Here is a 20,716-nt window from a genome sequence, read left to right as displayed (position 1 = left end):
CCAATTACTATTTTTCAAGTGCTTTAGCAGCTTCTTGAAGCTGGTCGAACCTAGATTTACGCTCTGCTCTTTCTTGTGCTTCTGGACTATCATCCGCAATAACGACATTCTCATATGCTTCAGTGTAGAAAACATTTTCCAAGAAAATAAATGCAAAAACATCACCAAGATCGGGTGATTTAATACCCTGACGTTTCATTTCATCTTTGCTCAAAATCTTATAGCGACTGTGCTCATCGAATGTGTAGGGTATTTTAATAATTTGATCTTGAATCTTAACTTTAAATTTCTTTGTTTTGACTTTGAAACGCCCTGATTCAATTGCTCGTTTCAAACAAACGTATGCTAAGGCACGTTTATTCACATACTCTTTTCGATTGTCATTATTAAAGCACGCACCACCCCAATAGACAGGCATAAACCAAATACCGTGTTTCTTGAGTAACTGACCTAAACCTTTACCAGCACCATTGTCATCCACAACTAAAGTTGCATTCGGGTACTTCAAAATGCATTCATTAATCTTGGCAAATAACTCAGTAATGTCATCTTTGTTCTTACACAAAGGAACATCAACAACTTCAACACGGCGAGCACGATCACCCCACTGGGCCTCACCCCAAACTTTCGATACAGCAATTACTGAATCGTCACGCCCCACACCACCGCCAACATCGACTGTAATCACGTAACCAAAAACGTGTTCTTCGAAAATCGATGCACCGACATACATTTCTTCGGATTGACGTTTCGTGATTAAGAACTCGTCGGCACGATCTGGGAAACGGCCTAAAACACGGATTTGATATTGAGGATCATCACGGCTACCGTATTTTTGTCGTTGTTCTTCTAATGATTGCTTACTTACTAGTGGTGATTCTTCACCATTGAACGTTAGAGCTATCCATGCACCACCTGCTCTATGACTTAGCTTATGATGTGTTTCATAGAACATACCAGCATTACGTGTGGGCTGCGATGTCATAACAGCACGGTTATCTACGTGTGTTAATGCACCAAGCGCTACATCCCAAATCTCATCTGCAATACCACTTGCCTCATCCCCCCAAAGCAAGTAATTATCTGCATGGTTCCCCGCCAAGTTAGTTGGCTGGTGTTTTGGTGCTGTTTTGGCAAATACGTACCACTTTTCTTTATAGCCTTTGATATAGACTAATTCAGACTGATACCCGACATAATCCGCAAGCCATCCCAATGGTCCAGCTTTAAGACGTGACAGGTTAATACTGATTTCTTTCCAGACTTGTTTTTTTAACTGCCCAATTTGAGGAGCAGTAAACATCGTAATGGATTCATCAAAGAACAGTAGATGCCATAATGCAACGATACCAGCCGATGCGGTCTTACCAGTGTTGTGGTGGACCATTCCATCAGCTGTTAGGAAAGTTGCATCACCATCTAGGACAAAACCGTAATAGTCACCCTCACCTAATGACGTAACACTATTAATTTTTACGGGCTGGAATTTTCGATGTTTTAGTTCATAAGCAGCAAATTGACGCTTGGTTTCTTCAGGCCATTCTAGATATTTCGATACCAAGACTTCCATGGTATCGCCAGCTTTCCAGCCATTTTTCGATTCAAGTGAGACTAAGCATAAAATGTGGGACTTGTTGTAGACATTCTTTGAGCCATTTCCATACTCAAATTGATAAAGCTCTTGATATCCTTGGACAACCTTAATCACTTCACGCGGCGTAAAGCCATCCGTGCCCATTACGGCATCATTTATTGTTATTTTTTCGACACGTTTCCATTTCCCGTTCGCTAAACGGATTTTTGTGCCTTTTCCAAAACAACCATGCCCAGAAGCAACAGATGTTCGGCTTCCGTCAAACTGAATCGATTCGAATAAAAGTTCTTGTTGCCAGGTAGGAGTTACACCGAGAGCCTCAACAGCAAAGGCATATATGTCATATCGATACCGTGCACAGAGTTCCCACCATTCTGGGATGTCTTTAAGAGGTTTTAAAGCCATGCGCCACCGCTAAATACTAAACGGCAACATGGTTTTATCTATATATTCTTCTTTGACTTCCTCTTTTGATGTGACAGCATGAGAAACTGCGATTTTGTGGCTTGCCCAAATTGAAATAAGCGCTGCGATATGCCCATTGTCTAATGAACTACTGTCAAACTCTTGCTGTAAGCCATTTTTATCAATCTTTCGGACTTGCAAGATATTCAACGGATTGTATCGTTCTAATGATGTTTCAAATTTGACTAACCCTGCCCTAAAACTCGATTGATAAATTCTTATGACTTCTTCTAAATGTTCTTTAGCATCAAATTTCAGTTGCCAGTTTTGAATTAAGTTAGGCGAATCAGTCACTACAATGGTGTCAGCTTGCTGATCTGGTCGAACAGGTAAAGCAGTGAAAACATCAAGTTTCTGAACAAGAATCTGTCCTGAGTCAGAAAAACACAAGCTGATTAAACGAACTTCATCATTAGAGAATCCAGTGACTCGAGCATCGATTTTAATAATTTCAGTCATCAATATGCTCCACAGTAATGTCGCCTGAATCGCGGTCAGCTGTGACACGAGTATGTCCATCAACTGAATATTGATCTGCTTGAATTACTACAAGATCCTCTAAAGGCTTATCTATAGATGAACCATCAGGGTTATATCCATTGCCAACAGTGTTGTCGTTAGGACCACCTAAACCAATAATTTGTGGTGCATACCCAACTAACTGCGCATCAATTGTGAAGATTGATAGATTGATTGCTTCACTTGGTACAGGTGAAGGGAATAATTGATTCTCAACCAAAGTGAAAGTGCTTTTTTCAATATGTTGCATCCCCATATCGAAAGGCACGTTAAAACGGCGTTTATTTTCATCTTGCACGTAACTACAGAACTGGTCACAGACAGAGCGCGCATCATGAGCATTTGTTGCATAAAATGCGATCTGTGCTCTTACAGTTTTAGCAATGAGTCGAATTCTTACATGTTTATCGCCTATCACAATTGGCACAAAGTAAGGCATTGGTAAAAGCTGCATCGTATCTGGAGGCTGATCCAACATCGCTGTAGCAGTCAACATAATCGGCATAAAAGCCGTTGCGCCACCTGTAACGTCACTATTTTGGCTTTTTCGATATTCAGCAAGCATTGCTTCCGAATCGTCCATCATGCGGCTTGGACATGATTTAATCGCTGTTTTAATGTCACGCTTTTTCCATTCATCGGTTTGAGTAGTTTCAGGCATGTACCAAGCTCTAAAGTCTACTAAAAGCTTATACCAAGCATCTTGAATGCATTTGAGCGAATCTTTAGGTAATGACATAAGTAATTACCCTCCAAAACGGAACATACTTTTAAAAATTCTAGGCTTGCTTTCCTTGTTCTTAGGCTTCTCACCACTCAATCTCATACGAGTTAAATCACTTTCACTTAAAAGTTCATTAGCCTCTTCACAAACTGAATCAAAGGAACGTATTTCACCAATCATGCCAGAATAAAGGTCTTGCTTTCTTTGCAACTGCAAAGCCTCACGTCGCTCTTTTCTATGAAGTTGGTTTGATAAAGTGTCTATTTGATCTAAAGCCTGACCATTCATTTCTAAGAGTTGGGATTGGATATGAATATTGTCAAAATCCCGAAGAATCTGCTGTTCAAGCAAATGAACAATCATTGCATCAGATGCAGAGAGTTGAGCAATATCAGTTGCATCATCAAAACTAGCAACCAATCCATCTTGTTCTTCAGGAATTGCCAAACCATCAAACAATTGCCCATCACCTACATTAGTGGTGTAATTTGGCTGCATTACATAGTCAAAACCGTAGAATCCGACAGGAATTAAACTTAAACCTGCACGTTTATAATTCTGAGCAGAACTAAAACCGCCTGCACGAGCAAGATATTGTTTACGTGCAAACTCACCTGATTCATTTTCTAAAAATTCATGGACGTGAGTTACATCCCCATTTGGTTCAGCATATGATTCTAATGTTCTAATTGATCGTTCTAAATAAACAACTTTTCCATCAATAATGACAGAATCTGGCGGGTTCATGCCGTAACGACGGCGTATTTCGTGACCGTTGTAACCATAGAAAGTGCCTGACTTAATCATATCTTGAACCATTGGATCATTGATTCGATTGATCATTTCTTTCATATCAACATTGCTACGATCTTTTCCAGAATGTGAACGTCCGCGATCATAAAGGTTGTATGTAATTCTTTTCGTTTTTCGACCTGTTTCAGACATGAAAAAGCCCTAATATGTTGTGTATTAGGGCTATTTTTTCAGAATTCTAGTTGTTTATTCTTAATCTGTTCCAATCATTCTAAAACATTTTTCTAGTATTCATTTCTAAATGTTCTAGCAGGTTTCTACTTACAGAAATTACTTTATCAATAGTTTTTTGATTAAGATCAATAGTATTACTATCAAGTTTTACAAGTTTTTTCTTATCAATGAATTTTTTCTCTAAGCTCAATATTGTATCGTTCAGTATCAATTCTTGATATTGCATGTCCAAACTATCTGACATTTCCTTCTCTTTTTCTGATAAATAAACTTTAAAAATAAAATGAAAAAGATAGTTTACAGGACCACCATAAGGAAAAGCGTTTAAATACTCATTCATATAAATAATGTGTGCGTTAATTTTACTTTTTAATATGCTTAGTTCAGAAATTAACTTTTCATCAACTTCAACTTCTTTTTCAATCAATGAAATTTTAATAATGAATTCGATTAGGAAGTCATTTACTTTCACTAATTCATCACTGATAGCTTTAAGTGAACGCTGTTGTGTCTGATTGTGAACTCTTTGCACAAATACATAAATAGGGACAATTACAAGAACTTTTAATGTAACAGGAGAAAATAAGATTTTAAAAAAGCCAATAAAAATATTGGCTATAAATTCGAGAATCATACAAATCATTTAAGCTTCTTCGATGTAGGTCTCAATACGCTCTTTAATGATCGGTCTCCTAGGGCTTTTTATAATCAAGACTTTCTTTAAAAAATCCTTAGAAAACTGATCATTTCGTACTAATCCACCGAATGCTTCCTCTAAGAAGGAAGATCCTGCCATCGTTACTCCGGTAAAGTCTATAACCAAATGGCTTCCGACACTTGATTGAAGTACTTTAAGCTTTGGTTTCAAAAAATTTTCACGAAAAGTTTGACCCGTATATTCTCCATCAGAAGAAAACCGCCCAGCAGGGCGCGGGTAAAAGTCTGTAGCGATGTTTATAATCATATCACTCATAGTCCATCTCCAACTTCTACATCGGTAGGAGAATTTAAAGGCAACTTCCAGAAAATTATTGTACCATCAATTTTGTTATTATAATTGGTCATTTTTTTATAGTCCTGTCCATCGCTAGTCCAAACTCCTCTTCTACTATAGACAATCAAAATTGATTCTTTGACCTTTTTGCAGACTTCTAACATATCACCAAATCCTTTTCCTCGGTGTTTTTGATTTGTACTAGATCGTCTAAATTGGCTGCCTATATCAATTAATTGTGCATCATCAATTCCTAAAATATTAGAAAAATCAAATATATTACTTAATCGGTTAATAATTTGGTCATCGATCTTCTCTGGTACAGTGGTAGGAATGCTTTTTCCTAAATCTGTTATCACCAATGATAGAAAATCATCTGTAACTTTTAATGAAACTTTCCACCCTAGATGTCTTTGATGCTTTTCGTATGCATGGTTTAAAACATTACTAACAGCTTCAGATATAGCGTCGTTCACAATGAGAAAATTTTCTTCACTTAAGTTTTCTTCTAGGATACGTTCAATTTCGTCATAATCTTTACCGAAGGTTAGATCAGTTCCTCTAAAAGTATACCAATTAACCATATCGTGATTTGAATAGCAGGGCTGCAATCCCAGTTTTTTATTCAACTCTAACCTTGTTAGCATTGATCGAACTACGCTACTTTTTGAAGCTCTGCTTAAGATATTAACTTTAGGAAATTGTTCTAACACATGAGAAAAATAAATAGTAGCAGGTGCGTACAAAGTAGTAACTTTATTGAAATCTATATAAAGTTTTTCTTCTGAACTTGATGTGTGTATTTTACGAATTTTATTTACTGAATTAACCAATACACTTCGACTTTTCTTGTCTCTCAGACTTAAAATATCAGGAAAAACTATTCCTTTACTTTTATTAAATGGGTCATCAGTATTTTTCCTTCTTTCCTTACATTTTTCTTCTCGTTTAATTGAGATTTTTTGTTTAATAAACCACTTATCCGTTAACTTTCTCATAGTGAATAAACTTAAAATACGTTAAATAAAATAATGAAATATCAATATGTTTTAATTGTAATGCAATAAATCCAAATATGCACTATATGAGGTCTTTAATTTTACCATTTAGATTTTTAATGCCCTAGATATTATTATCTCTAAGGCATTAAAGTTGTATTTATATAGCTTGTTGCCCTTCAACACCACGCGCTTGACGTTCTGCTGTGCGTGCATCAAATGCGGCTAAAGCAGTTTGCATAGCAGCAATAGCTTGTTTGTTTTGATCTGAAGGAAATTTACTGTCTAAGTACTGGGTGCGATGAATCAGGATCTTCAATAACGATTCATTGGTTGCACCATTTACACCATCAATCACAGTTGGACCATCTTGGAAATGGATGTGAATATCAAATGGCTCGTTGTAGTCTGGTGAAGTCGGTTGAGCTGAAATCTTGTAAAAGGTAGCTGGCTTATAGGCTGTAACACCCTCTACTTCTTGACCTGCAAGAACCTGTTCAAATGCTTCGTCGCTGATATCTGATTTTGCAAAACCTAAAAACTGCTCGACCGCTAGATTGTTATCGCTACCGACATCTGTTGTTAGTGCATAATCTTCCGCATTTTCTTGAGTCATAAATTAATCCTAAAAATGATTTTAATAACTTTTTCAAAAGCAATTAAATAAAACCATTTCTCAGATCAGATCATTTATGTTTGTTCCAAATCAATTTGAGTTATTTACTATGCCCTCACTAGCATCTTGTACCAGAAATACTTGACCTATAAGAGCAACTCCAATGCCTGTATTACCTAAATCTTGGTCCATGGCCTTGGCATGTACCTTCACTACGATATTTGCTGGTACTAAACGGCGAATGATTGGCGATAGCTCAATAATTTCCTGTAAATCAACTGATTCATCAATAGTGATACGAATGCGGCTTGTAAGAAAGTGGTCAGGTAACTCTTGATCTACTATATATTTTGGATAGCTTGCATAACTACTTATTGGATGCCACATCCGTTTAATTTGCCATTGATCAGTCCATAGCAACCGCATCACGAACTCTAAAAATCCTAGTCCGCGTTCACTTGCAATACTTGCCCAATTTGCATAGATCACACGCATTAAAGTATCAGACGAAATTGGACGACGTAAAACGACTAACCCATCTTGTTTTGAGAATCGCTCAATTACTTCAGGACTACCTATTTGTGGTGAACCATAATCAAGCAAATTCTGTATTTTTTCCTGAAAAACATCAGCAAACACCTGCTTAAACGATTGTGCTAATGCTGTCTCTAAACCTAAATGGTTATTAGCTTGCTCATCGATGGGCCGTGTGAAGTTTAGAATATCCATGCCGCACCTGTTTCTGCTGTACGCACCAAATTTAAAGTTATGTTATCGCCATCGATATAAACCCATTCATGTGGTTTGTTTAGGGATATAGGAACAGTTAATGAAAAGTCACTGATGTTATCTTGAAAGGCTGTGATGGTTTTTCTTAATTGAGTTGATATCTCTTGAGTATTGAAACCATTTACCAACCATCGACTAGCACTCAGCTGCGTACGACCATAACGATCAACCAATAAACCTTTAATCTGAGCTTTAACACCATCCAAATCATGTACAGCTGCTAAGCGGCCATTCAAAGTCAACTCAAATGGTTTTTCAATAACTTGATGAACGCGAACTCTGTCCTTGTATAAACTATCAAGTAGGCCAATATATTGGATAATCTCTTGTTCGATGTTTGCTTGTTCTAATGCATTTTTCGCAACAATTGCAATATGCAAATGATTTATATCCTGGTAAGTCGCACCATAATATCGGTCCTGTTCGTTCTCATTCCAAACGGCGATATAGTGGCATCGTGACATAAATTTTTGTCGCACTGAATAATCAAAATTACCCAAGAACACGGCGTTTTCGTCATAAAGTGCTGGATATGAAGATAAGACTCTTAATTGTGAGATATTCAGCGGGTCTGCACCTTGTTTGACACTGCCGCCCTGCTTAAAGCGAACTGAAACTTTTGTTTCATCATTTGTTAATACCTCAATCAAAGATGCATCTTTTAAACGAGAACTATCTACTTCTCCATAAGTCTCAAGAATACCAAATGTAAAGATTTGATTTGCGGCGGCAGTTCTACCAGCACGCTCATCATCCCCAAATTCGATGAATACTCGGCGTAAACTATCCGTAGTTAAATTAAATGCATAATCCAGTGGTGCTACATTCATCCATCTTTTTTTAAGTGAATAATTTTGATCAGTGCTGTCCTTTACAGTCAAGCCAGCTAGTGCTAGATCATCGCGTAATTCAATTTCGACACGTAGAAAATTCTCGGTGTTCTGTACAGTATATTCAATCTCTCTGTACTCACTTTGTTCTACTAGTACTTCGCCTGTTTCTCCACTATTCACAGTAACTGACTGGAGTAAACGCCAAGGTCGACCACCGCTGTTATCCTCGATCATTCGCCCTTGACTTAACGTGATGCTATTGGCTGAACGGTTAATCACTTCAAGAGTATGCTGTGCAGGTGTGCCAATCGGTAAAATTCCTTTATTGGTCGCATCGGCAATAATCGAGCGATCTCTAGTTTTTATAAAAGGTTCAATTTCTGCAATATCTAACTCTTGCCCAAATAATGCTAAGTAAGCGCCTATAGAACGTAAAAATCTAATGACAATAGGATCTTGAGCGTTATATCTTTCAATAATTTCATAGTCACCAAGATTCGCAACTAACCGGGCTTCAAAATCAGCTTGCGTCAACATCGAAGGTTTCTCCATTTCGCGCTAATTGCATTTCACGCACTTGATTTAAATTAATAGCGACTTGTTGACCAACCCTTAGATAAATTGTTTTTTTCTCAAATCCTTCATCTTCAGCCCATAGCTGTATCTGATCAGCACTTAATTTCTTCAATAAAGGAATGTCGCTTTTCATTTTTTCAATAAAGCTATTAGCAACTGGTCTACTCAACGGGGACAAAAAAAGACTGTTATAGTCTGGGCCATAATCAGAACCGATATACCCATTGATTTCAGACTCCAGCCAATGCGCTATCATCGCCATGATTTTGTTGTAATCGATCATAATCCTGACCTTTGGGCAGTCATGAGAAGCAATTTACAAAAGATAAATACGCCAAGAAAAGAGAAACAATAGATAGCAAATGCCACAACTAAGATATATTTACCCCAGCCAGTAATATCAAAAAAAGTAAGTAACTCAAACAACCGCCATGTCACTAAGCATGAAATTGTTAGAGCGACAAATAAGAAAATATAAATGGCTTTTTTGGCTTGCTTAAAAATATGATCAGTTACGCCTTTATTCAGCAATGTATTTAATGGTGTAATCATTTTGTTCATACTAGTCAAAGCAAGGCAAACTTGTACTAAAAAACTAGTCACAATAAACAGATCAACGACCACTGATTGATAATTTTGATACATGACAAACTCCAAAGCTTTAAGCTAAGGTTATTTCTTTGTACTTGTTATCTTTTATTCTTGTTCCAATAAAAAAGACTACAATTAGTAGTCTTTGTTTATAGAGAATTAATTAAGCAGCATTACTTTGAAGTTGGTTCAATTGCTCTCGGAGTTGATCACGCTGCGTAGTTAGATCAATAAGCTCTTGATCGAGTTTAGTCTCTTCATCTCGCTTATCGCTAATCATTTGTTGAGTACTACGACTTTTTCGTGGTGGCAATTTGACCTTATCTTTTCGGTTTTGTTGCTCAACTTTGGCTTGTGATGAACGAATTAATTTTGCTAACCCAGAAACGGCATTATCAAATGTCTGCTGATAGTCATCACTAAAATCACCCGACAAAACGACTTCTTTTCCATTCAATTCAGCTTTGAATACATCAGCGCTCGCACGAGCATATAGTGTGAGTTCTTGCCCACCTGCAAACACAAGGAATACAGGTACAACACTTACACCGCCTTTACGTTGAACCTTTTTAATTTCAACCAATGGGATGCTTTGCCCTGTTGCCTTTTCTAGCGATGATTTGATTTTTTTGATATACGGCGTATCTGGTGTGACTGCCGTTAAATTTAGAGTGCCCATGACATCAACCTAAAACTACTTGGTTAAATTGTGGAGTATTTAAGTCCTTTAATGGACGCAGAGTTCCAAATTCACAAAACTCAATGCTGGGCAGATCGCATTGCTAAAATGACTCAGTGCTATCGCTATATTCTTTCTCAGTGATCGTATGCAACGAGCAACGACAACCATTTTGATATTCTGACCAATGACTAATTGCCAGTTTAAGAAAGTTAGCATCACATGAATTAAAAACCATTTGATGCAGCTTCTGGCATTCTTTCGAAGAACAATTGATTGGGTCGGCATCCCAACGCAAATAGTCTTTTTTAAACTGAGAATTAAATGATGATGAAAGTACAGCTAACTCTAAAGTATTAAAGAATTGCTTTCTTTTATTGAACCAACTCTTGTAATTGTTATTATTTAACAAATGCTCTTTCTTTGTTTGTTTCGACACAAAGGAAGGAATCAAAAATAAGTATCTGTATAGGAATTCTTCAAAAAGTTCAGGATAGTCTATAAGTTTATTATTCGCTAAATTTTTTGCTAAAAATGACATTTCATTATCAAAGAACAAGTAATCAGTAGGATCAATAATTCCTATACTATTCAAAATATTAAGTTCTTCATCACTAAACTCAGATAACCAGGAAACATAATTCTTCTTTTCTAGGTCTAATTCATTCATTGAAATTCATCTTCTCCTTAAAGCCTTCGACTTTATTACACCAACCTTATATAAAAATTAAAACCCCATAAATAAAAAAGCCCATAACTGAGCTTTTTTATTCAAACAACTTATTGAAATTCAAGTTACTTATAAACTCTTATAAATACTGTCACGGCGATCAACATCAAGTACTAGGACAACTACAACATCATCTTTAACTTTATAAACCAAACGATAGCCTGCTGATCTCAACTTAATTTTATATAAGTCTATCGAACCGCTAAGCTTATTTTTTGGTATCTTAGGATTCTCAAGTATTGCTTCCAGCTTACGAATAAACTGCTCTGCAATTTGTGGATTTAATTTATCGAATTTCTTCAGTGCGTTCTTTGAGAACTCTAGTTCGTAAGTCATTAATAGACACCTTAATAGTTTCTTGGGTGTCGACTTGCTCAGCTAATGCTATAAGTTCCTTATCTTCAATTAAATCCATCAGCTTTTCATACATAGCAGCTGGCACGCAGTAGAAGGCTGGATTATTACGATTAAGGATAGCAACTGCTTCACCAAAACCATTACCAACTACTTCCATAGGATTCTTCTTAAGATCTGAAACACTAGCCACAAATCGACTGTGGATAATGTGGTTCATCGTTAAATACCTCTTTCGTAAGCAAGTTGATGTGTAGTCGGCATCAAAAATTAATCCCATTATTATTGAGTAAAGAATAAAGAAGAGGGTCCTAAGCTCATTGAAGTTAACTACAGGATCAATATAACCGAATAAAAGACCAGATTCAAGACCTATTAACAGGTCTAATAAGTTTTTGTAAGCAATGAAAAAGCCCACTATTGTGAGCTTTTCTAATAATTTTAAATACCTACTATCTACACTGGATATCTAATTTCCGTGAATAGTATTGAACTACTATTTTTAAATCCTTAAGCAATCCTTTTTCTGAGTAGTTGTCAGGTTCTAACGCGATTAAGGCTGGCATATACTCATTTTCAAATACTTTAGGATACTGTTTGCAGAGCACATTGACCTGTTGAACCCTAGCCGTTTTAGGATTATCTAAAACATCGAAGTAAAGCCCTATTTTTTTGTCAGCTTCCGCGACTTGAGCTGTAAACTTAGATACTGCTTTTGCCTCTGGTTGCTTATTACATCCTACGATTGCAAGAGAAAAAATCGTTAAGGTTAAAATTTTAGTTTTCATATTCTTAAATGGTTATAAAAGGTATTTAAATTTAAAGAATCTCACCAATTAGATAAGATTCTTTAAATTGTACTAACAATGTTGTTTGGAAAATGCTGAAACAGCTTCATCAACAACTTTTTTCATATATGCATGTCTGCTTTCAAGATCAATCTGGAACAAAGCAGGCTTTATTTGCTCTTGATTCAGAATATCTAACTCCTTAAAAACCCTTATAAATAACTTGTTGTCATCTAACATTTCTCTTTGAGAACTAGAATATAGAGCAAGAAGTTTGTTCATTTTTTCAGGATTCTGCATAATTTTTCGAAAATCATCATTTCTTAAAAGTGCTTCAATATACTTTCTTTCCGCTTTTCTTCTCACCCTATACATTCTTCTTGAAATATGTAACGAAGATAAGGTCATGAAAAACATTATCATAGACATAAGTACAGATATTATTTCGGTATGATCAGCAAGAAAGTTTAAAATTTCATTCATAAACACCTCCTACTTTTGACCCAAAATATGAAATGGCTGCAAATTTGCAACATGCCTGTTATATCTTTCTATAGCATGTGGAATAAATATAGCACCAAGTGCAAATTTTGACCATGTTGAAATAGCTAAATTTAATTCTATATCTTTCATGCTTGCAGTCAGTGTCACTCCGTACAAAACAGAAAATATAAAACCGATAAGAATACAGATTAGCGCAATGATTGGATTGGTAGATGACATCCCAATTCCCATGGCATAAATTGCTATCGTAATTGTTATTGAGTTATCAGATATTGTATTTGTAATTAGCCACTCGATTCCCAAAGGAAGTAGTGGTAATAACATGTGAGCAAGAATACATAACAAGAAAGCAGTCCATGCTTCATTTAAACCAGGAAATTTCTTTGCCATCCAGCAAAATCCACATAAATTTTTTGCGGATTGTAGCGCATAAACAATACTTTAACACTACCGAAATGACCAAATGAAAAGATTCTTAAAATGAGAGCTTTTAACTCGTTATAATAATTGTGGCTATAAACCTATTTCCAGCTGAGCCATTTCGCCCTCATAGATAGGCTTTTCATCTCGTCAATTACGCATATCACGGGCAGAGCAACTTACATGAACTTTTCTGGTTTTATATTCAAGACTAACTTGATTGTATCTCACCCATTTTGACTGGAAAACTTGTGTAAGTTGAGTTGCCATCCAGTTAAAGGCTTCGATAAATTGTTCTTTGATTGCATCAGCCTTTTCGCCTGTAAAGCCCATCACTAAAAACATCAAGCCATCTTTAGTCATTCGATAAAATTTTCTAGGCTTTCCATTCTGTAACTCACTGATTTCAAAGCAAAGCGCAAAATTGCGCTCAGTGAAATCTTTTTTTCTAAATCATCTATGCGATGAACAACTAAATATGGTCTTGATTCGACCTAGCTCTAAATTTCTAAATCATCTATGCGATGAACAACATGCTCAGGTTTATGGCGACGCTTGGGTTTCTTTTCTAAATCATCTATGCGATGAACAACTATAGAAATCAAACAACAATCAATCTAGTTTCATTAAGGTAGCATAACTTTTGTTATGCTACCTTTAGTTTTATAGATATTTCACAAATCACTGAATTATTTATCTTAAATTTTTACAGCTAAACTTAAGGTAAAGTACGCAACTCTAGTTTGCTCAAATGTCTTGCCCGCTCAAGAATTCCACTACCCGTTAAATAGTCGTGCATCTTACTAAAGTCATCACTCAATCTGACAATATCGACCGGTGCATGATGAGTAGACATTGGTTGAACGATTACTTTCCCAGCCTCAGAAACAACCCAATAAACAAGTCTTGCGCTGGTATCCTGAAATTGCATCTTTTCTTCAATCTTCTCGGCGATTTCATGTGCAATCGGGTTCTTTAAGGCTGGATAACGGCTTGCGATATTCTTCAAAAAGTCATCCAGTTGCTTGATAGAATCAAGCTCAGCTTTAGCATGTAATTCCATTTCTTCAAGATAATGCACTGCATCATCAAAATGTATGTCTAAAAGCTGGCTGTACTTTGCAATCTTAAAATGTCGATTGTGTCGTGACCACATTTCAGCCCTAATTTTACGATTTCCGCCTGCACGGCGAGCAACAATTGCATGCAAGGCATCTTGCTGTTCTGCTGTGATAGTGTGACGTTGATTGATCGCCTGACCTTTCATCCAATAATCCCAAAGTACATCATCACATTCATTTTGATACATGATGACTCGATCACGTAGCTCGGGTTTTACTTTGTTAGGGCTGATGGTCATGAGCCAACCAAAGAGTTTGCGGAGTGGCAAGCAGATCATTAAACGTTCTTTTCCATCATTTGCAACTGTCATGATTTCCATGATGGTTGATGCAAATCTTTGTTTTAATTTGTCATATTGAGCCTGCCAAGCCAATCCCATACCTTCAACAATGGGTTTCATTGGAGTGTACGGTTGATTATTACATTCAACAATTAGTAACTCAGCACCGTTAAACGGTGCATTGATTTGTGTTAGAGTATTCATGTCAATAATGTCCTTAATATGATTTTTGTTGATAGGGATAGGTTGCGCCTGCAAGTACAACCTATCCCACCATTAAGTAAGCTATAAAAACCTATTTACAACTTATTTTTATAAGTTAAAATAAGTTATCAAACGTGTCAATAGGTTTTTATATGAATGCTTTTCCAGATCGTTTAAAATATTTTAGGGCAAAAGCTGGATTTACTCAGAAGGAGCTTGCGGACAAAGTAGGTATTTCTCCAAAACAAATTTCTGATTATGAAGTTGGTACATCCACACCAAGGCAAGCAACATTTGTTAAGTTACTTGACGCTCTAAATGTAGATGAACATACATTCTTAAAAACCCAATTCATTAATTTATCCAATGCTAATTCTGAGCAATTAGCTGAAGATGAAATAGCTATTCCTGTAAAAAACCTCTCCGAGGGAAATGTTGTTCATATCAGGAAAAGTGTTCTCATAAGATTAGGTTGCAATATAGACAAAATAGAAGCTTTAATTTTTTATAGTAATATTCTAGCTCCTCATATAAATGATGGAGATATAATTTTAATTGATAAATCTAAGCAAGATATCCATGATGGAAAAATCTATGCTATTGATATTAATCAAACCCTATATTTCAGGCTAATTCACTCAACACTAGATGGGCAGATAATACTCAGCACTACAACAGGCCATATACCAATGGAAACCAATAGTCGTGAAAATGTCCCAATTTATGGGCGTGTAATCTATCGACAAGGATTCCTATAAGTCTAATAGTTATTTATCATACAGATGATCTATTGTCTCAATAAAAGTATCGCCATTACGGCGATATTTTTTAAACTAAGTTTTAAATTTTATCTCGTTTTTTATTATTACACTTACCACATAGCACTTGAAGATTTTGTTCTGTATTGGCCCCACCTTTAGCTATAGGAATAATATGATCAAACTCAAGATAATCTTTCGCTCCACATTCCACACACTGTCCACCACATAATTCCCAAACACGAGTTTTCACAGCTTGAGGAATATAACGAGACTTTGATTTTGCCGTTTTCTTGATATCCAATCTTCTGTAGTAGCGATTAATTGCCTGGTCAATATAGGCATCCACAAATAAACCATCACCATCATTTGCCATTATTATTAGAAATGTAGCTTTTTTTGTTTTAGAACGAATCTCTAGTACATCATCCTCTTCCTCATAAGACAAAATACCTGAAAATGGCGCTTCTACATTAAATGATATCCCACTAAAGATAAGTCTATCACTCGTAATATAAAGCTCTCCCTCATACATCTCATCCTCATTGATAACATAACCAGCATCAAATACAGCCCAAATACTTTCTGTATTCTTCGTAACTAAACCAGGAACTTGAATAGGCTGTATATCACCACTCCTAATTTTACTAAGCTCCTCAATTACAGAAATAATTTCATTTACCTCCTCCAGCAAGGCTTGATCTGGTTTTAAAAATTCACAAATATCATTTATTGACTTCTTATCTTTTGCAGTGATTTCTCTATCAGAAATGATACTGGCAAGTAATAAATGTAAAGCATCATTAATAACTGTTCTTGAATAATCTAATGCATCATTAATATCTATGCTATTTGTAACACAAAAATTACTTAACATTATTTTTTCATTTTTAGTTAAAACCCCATCCTCAAGAGCTTTGACCAACAACCCCTTAAATTCTTTGTATTCTTTTTTATTTTTAGAAAACTTCACAGGATTTTGTATCGCATGTGTAACCGAGCTATTGATTCCAACAGAATCATACACACCTTTTGCTTTAAATTTTATAAAGCGCAAGAACTGAAAACCCTCACTAATTACCAGAAATAAGAGTGAGAAAAATAAACAAACCCCAAAAACAACCATAACAACACCAAATTACCTATTTAATCTATCCAAAGCTTTTTTTGCTTTTTTATGTCCTTGATTTGCGGATTCCTGATACCAATGTTCCGCATCACTTAAGCTCTTTTTTACACCCTCACCATGCTCATACATATAACCAAGACTATATTGCGCCTTCGCATTCCCTTTCTCAGCAGCAACTTCTAATAAAGAAAATGATTGAGAATAATCACCATCTTTATATGCTTGATTGGCCTGTGATAGTAAATTTGATATATCAACACTTTGAGTAGCTACCTCTTTATGAGAATTACCACTCCATGTTTCAAATATTAAAGCTGCAATAGCAACTAGAAAACATGCCAATGATGCTTTTAAAAGTATTATTTGAATAGGTGTTCTTTTTAATTCTTCTGGATAAAAAGACAATGCAATATCTCCTATAAACAACTAGGCTCTGTGCCATTACTACAATTCATCATGTTCTCAAGCTCTGTAATACGCTTCTCAGTACGATCAATTAAACATGCTGATAAAACATAAGAATGCATAGACCCCCCTTTTACTGGAGATGCTTCAAATGCACAGTCTTTTTCCTTAAATTGAACCCAAAGTCTTTGAGATTCCCTTAGTTGATTCTGCTCCCTATCATTTAACTCCTTTAAATATTTTTGATAGACTCGTCCAATCTGCCCCTCCACAATGCTTAAACTTTGGGTAGCGCACTTATTAAGCTCTGTCTGAGAATTTAGTTTTATACATTTATCCATATTTGCATAAGAAAGTGTACTCCCTACCAATAAAATACCAGCCATTAAATACCTAATATTTTTAACCATTCCATTTATCCTGCCCCAAACCACCTGTTATTGCATGAGCCAGCATTCGATTGCTCACATTTTGATTGATAGTACCATTATTTTGATTCTTAACAACTACTTCCTGCGGTTTTGGGGATGTCAAATACTCTTTTGCAGGTTGAATTTTTGATTCAATTTTAGGTGGAGTGTAACTAGTAGCAAGCGAATTTGATCTTGCTGCAACAGGTGTTACGGAGGATTGCATATTCAAAACTGAGGTGTTGTTCTTTGCTTTCTGTATTGTAGATTCAGCTTGTTGTGCTATGGCTGATTTCGGCATGGTTGAGTCAGTATTTTGTACTACGTCATTTGATTCTTTTACATTTTTGGATGGTTCTACGTTTGATGGTTTCTGAAACTTTGAATTTTTAATAATATCAGCCTCGTTATTTCTTCGATTTTTATTTACTCCATTATTATGAACCTCCAAACCTCTTACTGAATCGGAGATTTTATCCAAATCCCCTGTTTGAACAGCTTTAACAACTCGCTTAGGTAAACTACCATAATTATATGCCACAGAAGTCAAGGCTGCTTGGGTATCTTCTGGCAATTTATCCCAAGAAGAAGCGCCAACTTTTTCTCTCGCTTCCTTTGCAAAAATTTCTGAACGGCGAACCAAGTCCCTTTCAGCATCTTCTTTAGTTACTTTGGATTTTTTAGTTACTCGTTTTATATTTCCATTTTCGTCGGTGATTGTATCGCTACCATAACCAATTCTATAAGCATTTACATCCCAATATGCATCTTGACTAAAGCCCTCATGTTTTCTTAATAAAGATTTAGTTTTCTCAGCTGCTGTTGTACCTTCTAACTTCCCTGAATTAGCAGCATCCCCAAACTTCACAGGATTAGACTCATTTAAACCGCTACCACCATATTGTTTTCGCAATAGATCACTCGGATTAAATTTACCACCACCAACTTTCTCTTTGATCCAATCAACAGCACTTTTCCCGACCTCAATAGCAGCACCTACGGGTGAAACATCAAAAGCTTTTGATACCAAATCAATAAATCCATCCCAGCCTTTCTTAATAGTTGATGGAATATCAGCATTAATAAGGGAGTCAGTCCATTCTTTGACATACGGCGCGACAATACCGCCAAGCTTTTCACCCACCCAAGAACCTATAGCAGCACCCGCAATCGTTCCTAGCGGTCCTAATAGACTTCCTAGTGCACCACCTGCGATACCACCCACAGCAGAACCAACAGTCCCTCCTTTTTCCTTAGTGTTCTTTTTATCCCAACCGCTAAACGACATTGCAGTAAGTAATGCACCAATAACAGGAATGCCTTTACCAAATTTAAGGATTTTACTTAAGCCTTTACCACCTTTTTTAAATAATCCACCTAGACTACCAAGCAGACCGCCGACAATCCCACCGCCTGCACCTAATAGCTTTCCAATCCCCCCTAATAATCCACCTTTTGATTGAAGATTGTCAGCAATACGCTGAAGCAACTTTACTTGCTTTTTATTGTGGTCCGCCTGTTCCTTTGGTAATGGTTCATTTCGCTTGCGTGACTTCATAAAACCAGTAAGCGGACGTAACATAAACCCAGCAGCTCGTTTAACTGGTGACAAAACTGTAGAAACTTCATTTATCGCGTCTAAAGTCGGATCAACACCTTGCGGATTTGATGGCATTACGTCTTTTATAGCTGCCCCTAATGTTTGAGCAACTTTTCGTACAGTTGATTGTGTTTCTTTCGAAGAGCCAACAAAGCGGCCATTCTCGTCACGTTTACGCTCACTGTTTCCGAACTCTCGAACTAAATCTTCAGTACTACTGATTTCTACAGCACGGGGTTTTGTTTGTTTGATCTTATTTTCTGTTTTCTTCGGTGTATCAGATTCAGCAATTAATTCTTCAAGCGTCTTAGCGACTCGATCTAGAACAACAGCAGATTGCACAAAAGAATTTGCTTTATCTTTGATTAGATCATCTAATTCAACAGGTTTATTTTGGGCATTAATTAGCGCTTGCTCTAATGCACTAAGCTTAGGTTTTGGCTGAATGCTTTTAGTTGAGTACTGATGTTCTAGTTCTTTATGCAGCCCAAGTAAAATATCGCGTATTTGTTCTACATTCTTATCAATCTTTGCTACGTCACGTCCTGTTTGCTTAAGACCAATAAGAAACCCAAGTTCGTCGTACTGCAATCCACTTTCTGAATTAGACATAAAAAATCACCCTATTTTACATAGAGTGATTTTTAAATAAATTCACTTCTCATATTTAGAGTTGTTCCAAAATTTCTGTGACATTATTTAGTATACTCCCGCCCTAGCTTAAATATAAAAACTGGGAGGGTCCTTAATGAAAATAAATATCCGCTTTGACTGGGCATTTATCACATCTGTTTTTACTATTTTGCTTTTCTGGTGTGGTTACTGGTACAACTACGGTTACGCTTATTATTACAACTATCAATTGAATGCTTTTGATTTCCCAATATCTCTGATGCTTATGGAGGGTCTTTTAAGGGGGTTTGACGTTTTTGTAAATGTAATTATTTTAATGATTATATTTTCATTTCTATCCAAAATTACACTTCGTCAATTATTTTACTTGGGCAACATAATTATAGCTTTAATTGCTGTTACATTTCGCCCATTATTTGTTCTACTAAAATTCTTAATAATTAATGTTTCAGAATTTTTTTATGACGAAATGGATTTCCAGAAGGTTCATAAATTTACAAATCCACCCAAACAAGGGATAAATTTCATTATCAGAGTTTTTAAGTGGGTTTATGCTGGTTCATATGCTTTTCTTCAAAAGAATCAGATGACATTGCAGCATATAGAAATAGATACTTCTTTAAAATTTGAAAAAGACTCTAATAGATTTGAAATTTCTGCCTTGTTACATTATTTAGGTATGATTTTATTTCTTGTTTTCTTTTTAGCTGTATTTAAAACAGCTGAAAAGTTAGCAAATAGTGGAGAAGCACAAGCTAAAGTTGACTTTGAAGTCTCTACGGGAAAACTTAAGCAAAAAAAGGACGAAAAACCCAAGGCGGATGAGTATCCCGAAATTAAAATTAAGGGTGATAAATCAGAGACAACTTATTTTTTAACACCATTGTGCGTTAAAGGTATATGTGCAGTCACTGATTGTCATGGAAGTATCAAAACATATGATATTAAGGATATAACAATTCACAACCCGAAACTAAACAAAGAGAAAGAGAAAGAGAAAGAGAAAGAGAAAGA

The 20,716-nt window shown here is 36.0% G+C and carries 26 protein-coding genes and 1 pseudogene; 2 read left to right on the top strand and 25 right to left on the bottom strand.

The window, feature by feature from the left end; translation table 11 throughout:
• Nucleotides 1-7: 7 nt before the first annotated feature.
• The 21 genes and pseudogenes from F959_RS08220 to F959_RS08120 all read right to left on the bottom strand — a co-directional run bounded on the left by F959_RS08220 (nt 8) and on the right by F959_RS08120 (nt 14,767).
• Nucleotides 8-1,999, bottom strand: a complete 1,992-nt coding sequence (locus F959_RS08220; protein WP_004879030.1) for a Hint domain-containing protein — start codon at nt 1,997-1,999, stop codon at nt 8-10.
• Between the two features lie 9 nt (nt 2,000-2,008).
• Nucleotides 2,009-2,518 carry a hypothetical protein gene (locus F959_RS08215; protein ID WP_004879027.1) on the bottom strand — a complete coding sequence of 170 codons (510 nt, stop codon included), beginning with the start codon at nt 2,516-2,518 and terminating at the stop codon, nt 2,009-2,011.
• Nucleotides 2,511-3,317, bottom strand: coding sequence for a hypothetical protein (locus F959_RS08210; protein WP_004879026.1), 807 nt, complete (start codon nt 3,315-3,317; stop codon nt 2,511-2,513). Before F959_RS08210 ends, F959_RS08215 begins: the two co-directional genes overlap by 8 nt.
• A 6-nt stretch (nt 3,318-3,323) precedes the next feature.
• Nucleotides 3,324-4,247 (bottom strand): hypothetical protein, encoded by a 924-nt coding sequence (locus F959_RS08205; RefSeq protein ID WP_004879024.1) that lies wholly within the window; start codon nt 4,245-4,247, stop codon nt 3,324-3,326.
• 79 nt (nt 4,248-4,326) lie between these two features.
• Entirely contained in the window at nt 4,327-4,923 is a 597-nt protein-coding gene (locus tag F959_RS08200) for a hypothetical protein (RefSeq protein WP_227499186.1), read from the bottom strand.
• 9 nt (nt 4,924-4,932) lie between these two features.
• Nucleotides 4,933-5,262: an STAS-like domain-containing protein gene (locus F959_RS08195; RefSeq protein ID WP_004879020.1), complete on the bottom strand. Its 330-nt coding sequence runs from the start codon at nt 5,260-5,262 to the stop codon at nt 4,933-4,935.
• A complete protein-coding gene (locus F959_RS08190; protein WP_004879019.1) occupies nt 5,259-6,281 on the bottom strand; it encodes an ATP-binding protein in 1,023 nt (340 codons plus the stop codon). The genes F959_RS08195 and F959_RS08190 overlap by 4 nt, the downstream gene beginning before the upstream one ends.
• Nucleotides 6,282-6,441: 160 nt before the next feature.
• Nucleotides 6,442-6,897, bottom strand: a complete 456-nt coding sequence (locus tag F959_RS08185) for a hypothetical protein (protein WP_004879017.1) — start codon at nt 6,895-6,897, stop codon at nt 6,442-6,444.
• A 90-nt stretch (nt 6,898-6,987) separates the two neighbouring features.
• On the bottom strand, nt 6,988-7,626 hold the full coding sequence (locus tag F959_RS08180; RefSeq protein WP_004879014.1) for a hypothetical protein: 639 nt from the start codon (nt 7,624-7,626) through the stop codon (nt 6,988-6,990).
• Nucleotides 7,614-9,056: a hypothetical protein gene (locus F959_RS08175; protein ID WP_004879012.1), complete on the bottom strand. Its 1,443-nt coding sequence runs from the start codon at nt 9,054-9,056 to the stop codon at nt 7,614-7,616. Before F959_RS08175 ends, F959_RS08180 begins: the two co-directional genes overlap by 13 nt.
• A complete protein-coding gene (locus tag F959_RS08170; protein ID WP_004879010.1) occupies nt 9,040-9,378 on the bottom strand; it encodes a hypothetical protein in 339 nt (112 codons plus the stop codon). Before F959_RS08170 ends, F959_RS08175 begins: the two co-directional genes overlap by 17 nt.
• Entirely contained in the window at nt 9,375-9,740 is a 366-nt protein-coding gene (locus F959_RS08165; protein WP_004879009.1) for a hypothetical protein, read from the bottom strand. The genes F959_RS08170 and F959_RS08165 overlap by 4 nt, the downstream gene beginning before the upstream one ends.
• A gap of 109 nt (nt 9,741-9,849) precedes the next feature.
• Entirely contained in the window at nt 9,850-10,365 is a 516-nt protein-coding gene (locus tag F959_RS08160) for a hypothetical protein (protein ID WP_004879007.1), read from the bottom strand.
• Nucleotides 10,366-10,468: 103 nt separating this feature from the next.
• The gene (locus tag F959_RS08155) at nt 10,469-11,035 is read right to left on the bottom strand and encodes a hypothetical protein (protein WP_004879006.1); all 567 of its coding nucleotides are present in this window, start codon (nt 11,033-11,035) and stop codon (nt 10,469-10,471) included.
• Nucleotides 11,036-11,164: 129 nt separating this feature from the next.
• Nucleotides 11,165-11,431: a type II toxin-antitoxin system RelE family toxin gene (locus F959_RS08150; RefSeq protein WP_004879004.1), complete on the bottom strand. Its 267-nt coding sequence runs from the start codon at nt 11,429-11,431 to the stop codon at nt 11,165-11,167.
• Nucleotides 11,382-11,669, bottom strand: coding sequence for a type II toxin-antitoxin system Phd/YefM family antitoxin (locus F959_RS08145; RefSeq protein ID WP_004879003.1), 288 nt, complete (start codon nt 11,667-11,669; stop codon nt 11,382-11,384). The genes F959_RS08150 and F959_RS08145 overlap by 50 nt, the downstream gene beginning before the upstream one ends.
• A gap of 232 nt (nt 11,670-11,901) precedes the next feature.
• Nucleotides 11,902-12,237, bottom strand: a complete 336-nt coding sequence (locus F959_RS08140) for a hypothetical protein (protein WP_004879001.1) — start codon at nt 12,235-12,237, stop codon at nt 11,902-11,904.
• Between the two features lie 72 nt (nt 12,238-12,309).
• Entirely contained in the window at nt 12,310-12,720 is a 411-nt protein-coding gene (locus F959_RS08135) for a hypothetical protein (RefSeq protein ID WP_004878999.1), read from the bottom strand.
• Nucleotides 12,721-12,729: 9 nt separating this feature from the next.
• Nucleotides 12,730-13,131, bottom strand: a complete 402-nt coding sequence (locus F959_RS08130) for a hypothetical protein (protein WP_004878998.1) — start codon at nt 13,129-13,131, stop codon at nt 12,730-12,732.
• A 180-nt stretch (nt 13,132-13,311) separates the two neighbouring features.
• A pseudogene (locus tag F959_RS08125) lies at nt 13,312-13,590 on the bottom strand (Rha family transcriptional regulator); the annotation flags it as partial.
• A gap of 289 nt (nt 13,591-13,879) precedes the next feature.
• Entirely contained in the window at nt 13,880-14,767 is an 888-nt protein-coding gene (locus F959_RS08120; RefSeq protein ID WP_004878994.1) for a phage antirepressor N-terminal domain-containing protein, read from the bottom strand.
• Nucleotides 14,768-14,919: 152 nt separating this feature from the next.
• Here F959_RS08120 and F959_RS08115 point away from each other — a divergent pair, with 152 nt between their 5' ends.
• Nucleotides 14,920-15,525: an XRE family transcriptional regulator gene (locus tag F959_RS08115; protein ID WP_004878992.1), complete on the top strand. Its 606-nt coding sequence runs from the start codon at nt 14,920-14,922 to the stop codon at nt 15,523-15,525.
• 82 nt (nt 15,526-15,607) lie between these two features.
• Here F959_RS08115 and F959_RS08110 read toward each other — a convergent pair whose 3' ends face one another.
• The 4 genes from F959_RS08110 to F959_RS08095 are packed head-to-tail and all read right to left on the bottom strand — an operon-like array spanning nt 15,608 to nt 19,681.
• The gene (locus F959_RS08110; protein ID WP_004878991.1) at nt 15,608-16,651 is read right to left on the bottom strand and encodes an HNH endonuclease; all 1,044 of its coding nucleotides are present in this window, start codon (nt 16,649-16,651) and stop codon (nt 15,608-15,610) included.
• 12 nt (nt 16,652-16,663) lie between these two features.
• Nucleotides 16,664-17,059 carry a tetratricopeptide repeat protein gene (locus F959_RS08105; protein ID WP_004878989.1) on the bottom strand — a complete coding sequence of 132 codons (396 nt, stop codon included), beginning with the start codon at nt 17,057-17,059 and terminating at the stop codon, nt 16,664-16,666.
• 11 nt (nt 17,060-17,070) lie between these two features.
• The gene (locus F959_RS08100; protein ID WP_004878988.1) at nt 17,071-17,469 is read right to left on the bottom strand and encodes a lysozyme inhibitor LprI family protein; all 399 of its coding nucleotides are present in this window, start codon (nt 17,467-17,469) and stop codon (nt 17,071-17,073) included.
• The gene (locus tag F959_RS08095; RefSeq protein ID WP_004878986.1) at nt 17,462-19,681 is read right to left on the bottom strand and encodes a glycoside hydrolase family protein; all 2,220 of its coding nucleotides are present in this window, start codon (nt 19,679-19,681) and stop codon (nt 17,462-17,464) included. Before F959_RS08095 ends, F959_RS08100 begins: the two co-directional genes overlap by 8 nt.
• A 136-nt stretch (nt 19,682-19,817) precedes the next feature.
• Here F959_RS08095 and F959_RS16740 point away from each other — a divergent pair.
• A partial coding sequence (locus F959_RS16740) for a hypothetical protein (RefSeq protein WP_004878985.1) occupies nt 19,818-20,716 on the top strand: 899 nt, incomplete at its 3' end.

This window comes from Acinetobacter venetianus RAG-1 = CIP 110063 (assembly GCF_000368585.1).
In the GTDB taxonomy this organism is placed as follows: domain Bacteria; phylum Pseudomonadota; class Gammaproteobacteria; order Pseudomonadales; family Moraxellaceae; genus Acinetobacter; species Acinetobacter venetianus.
The sequence above is the reverse complement of the archived record's forward strand: the minus strand, read 5'-3'. Positions and strand labels throughout refer to the sequence as shown.

What these genes read in the sequence shown, in the direction of transcription:
- F959_RS08205 (WP_004879024.1), bottom strand. Translation starts at nt 4,247, where the DNA reads ATGTCTGAAACAGGTCGAAAAACGAAAAGAATTACATACAACCTTTAT.
- F959_RS08170 (WP_004879010.1), bottom strand. Translation starts at nt 9,378, where the DNA reads ATGATCGATTACAACAAAATCATGGCGATGATAGCGCATTGGCTGGAG.
- F959_RS08200 (WP_227499186.1), bottom strand. Translation starts at nt 4,923, where the DNA reads ATGATTCTCGAATTTATAGCCAATATTTTTATTGGCTTTTTTAAAATC.
- F959_RS08095 (WP_004878986.1), bottom strand. Translation starts at nt 19,681, where the DNA reads ATGTCTAATTCAGAAAGTGGATTGCAGTACGACGAACTTGGGTTTCTT.
- F959_RS08150 (WP_004879004.1), bottom strand. Translation starts at nt 11,431, where the DNA reads ATGACTTACGAACTAGAGTTCTCAAAGAACGCACTGAAGAAATTCGAT.
- F959_RS08130 (WP_004878998.1), bottom strand. Translation starts at nt 13,131, where the DNA reads ATGGCAAAGAAATTTCCTGGTTTAAATGAAGCATGGACTGCTTTCTTG.
- F959_RS08215 (WP_004879027.1), bottom strand. Translation starts at nt 2,518, where the DNA reads ATGACTGAAATTATTAAAATCGATGCTCGAGTCACTGGATTCTCTAAT.
- F959_RS08190 (WP_004879019.1), bottom strand. Translation starts at nt 6,281, where the DNA reads ATGAGAAAGTTAACGGATAAGTGGTTTATTAAACAAAAAATCTCAATT.
- F959_RS08140 (WP_004879001.1), bottom strand. Translation starts at nt 12,237, where the DNA reads ATGAAAACTAAAATTTTAACCTTAACGATTTTTTCTCTTGCAATCGTA.
- F959_RS08220 (WP_004879030.1), bottom strand. Translation starts at nt 1,999, where the DNA reads ATGGCTTTAAAACCTCTTAAAGACATCCCAGAATGGTGGGAACTCTGT.
- F959_RS08115 (WP_004878992.1), top strand. Translation starts at nt 14,920, where the DNA reads ATGAATGCTTTTCCAGATCGTTTAAAATATTTTAGGGCAAAAGCTGGA.
- F959_RS08165 (WP_004879009.1), bottom strand. Translation starts at nt 9,740, where the DNA reads ATGTATCAAAATTATCAATCAGTGGTCGTTGATCTGTTTATTGTGACT.
- F959_RS08175 (WP_004879012.1), bottom strand. Translation starts at nt 9,056, where the DNA reads ATGTTGACGCAAGCTGATTTTGAAGCCCGGTTAGTTGCGAATCTTGGT.
- F959_RS08185 (WP_004879017.1), bottom strand. Translation starts at nt 6,897, where the DNA reads ATGACTCAAGAAAATGCGGAAGATTATGCACTAACAACAGATGTCGGT.
- F959_RS08120 (WP_004878994.1), bottom strand. Translation starts at nt 14,767, where the DNA reads ATGAATACTCTAACACAAATCAATGCACCGTTTAACGGTGCTGAGTTA.
- F959_RS08195 (WP_004879020.1), bottom strand. Translation starts at nt 5,262, where the DNA reads ATGAGTGATATGATTATAAACATCGCTACAGACTTTTACCCGCGCCCT.
- F959_RS08135 (WP_004878999.1), bottom strand. Translation starts at nt 12,720, where the DNA reads ATGAATGAAATTTTAAACTTTCTTGCTGATCATACCGAAATAATATCT.
- F959_RS08110 (WP_004878991.1), bottom strand. Translation starts at nt 16,651, where the DNA reads ATGGTTGTTTTTGGGGTTTGTTTATTTTTCTCACTCTTATTTCTGGTA.
- F959_RS08100 (WP_004878988.1), bottom strand. Translation starts at nt 17,469, where the DNA reads ATGGTTAAAAATATTAGGTATTTAATGGCTGGTATTTTATTGGTAGGG.
- F959_RS08155 (WP_004879006.1), bottom strand. Translation starts at nt 11,035, where the DNA reads ATGAATGAATTAGACCTAGAAAAGAAGAATTATGTTTCCTGGTTATCT.
- F959_RS08210 (WP_004879026.1), bottom strand. Translation starts at nt 3,317, where the DNA reads ATGTCATTACCTAAAGATTCGCTCAAATGCATTCAAGATGCTTGGTAT.
- F959_RS08180 (WP_004879014.1), bottom strand. Translation starts at nt 7,626, where the DNA reads ATGGATATTCTAAACTTCACACGGCCCATCGATGAGCAAGCTAATAAC.
- F959_RS08145 (WP_004879003.1), bottom strand. Translation starts at nt 11,669, where the DNA reads ATGAACCACATTATCCACAGTCGATTTGTGGCTAGTGTTTCAGATCTT.
- F959_RS08160 (WP_004879007.1), bottom strand. Translation starts at nt 10,365, where the DNA reads ATGGGCACTCTAAATTTAACGGCAGTCACACCAGATACGCCGTATATC.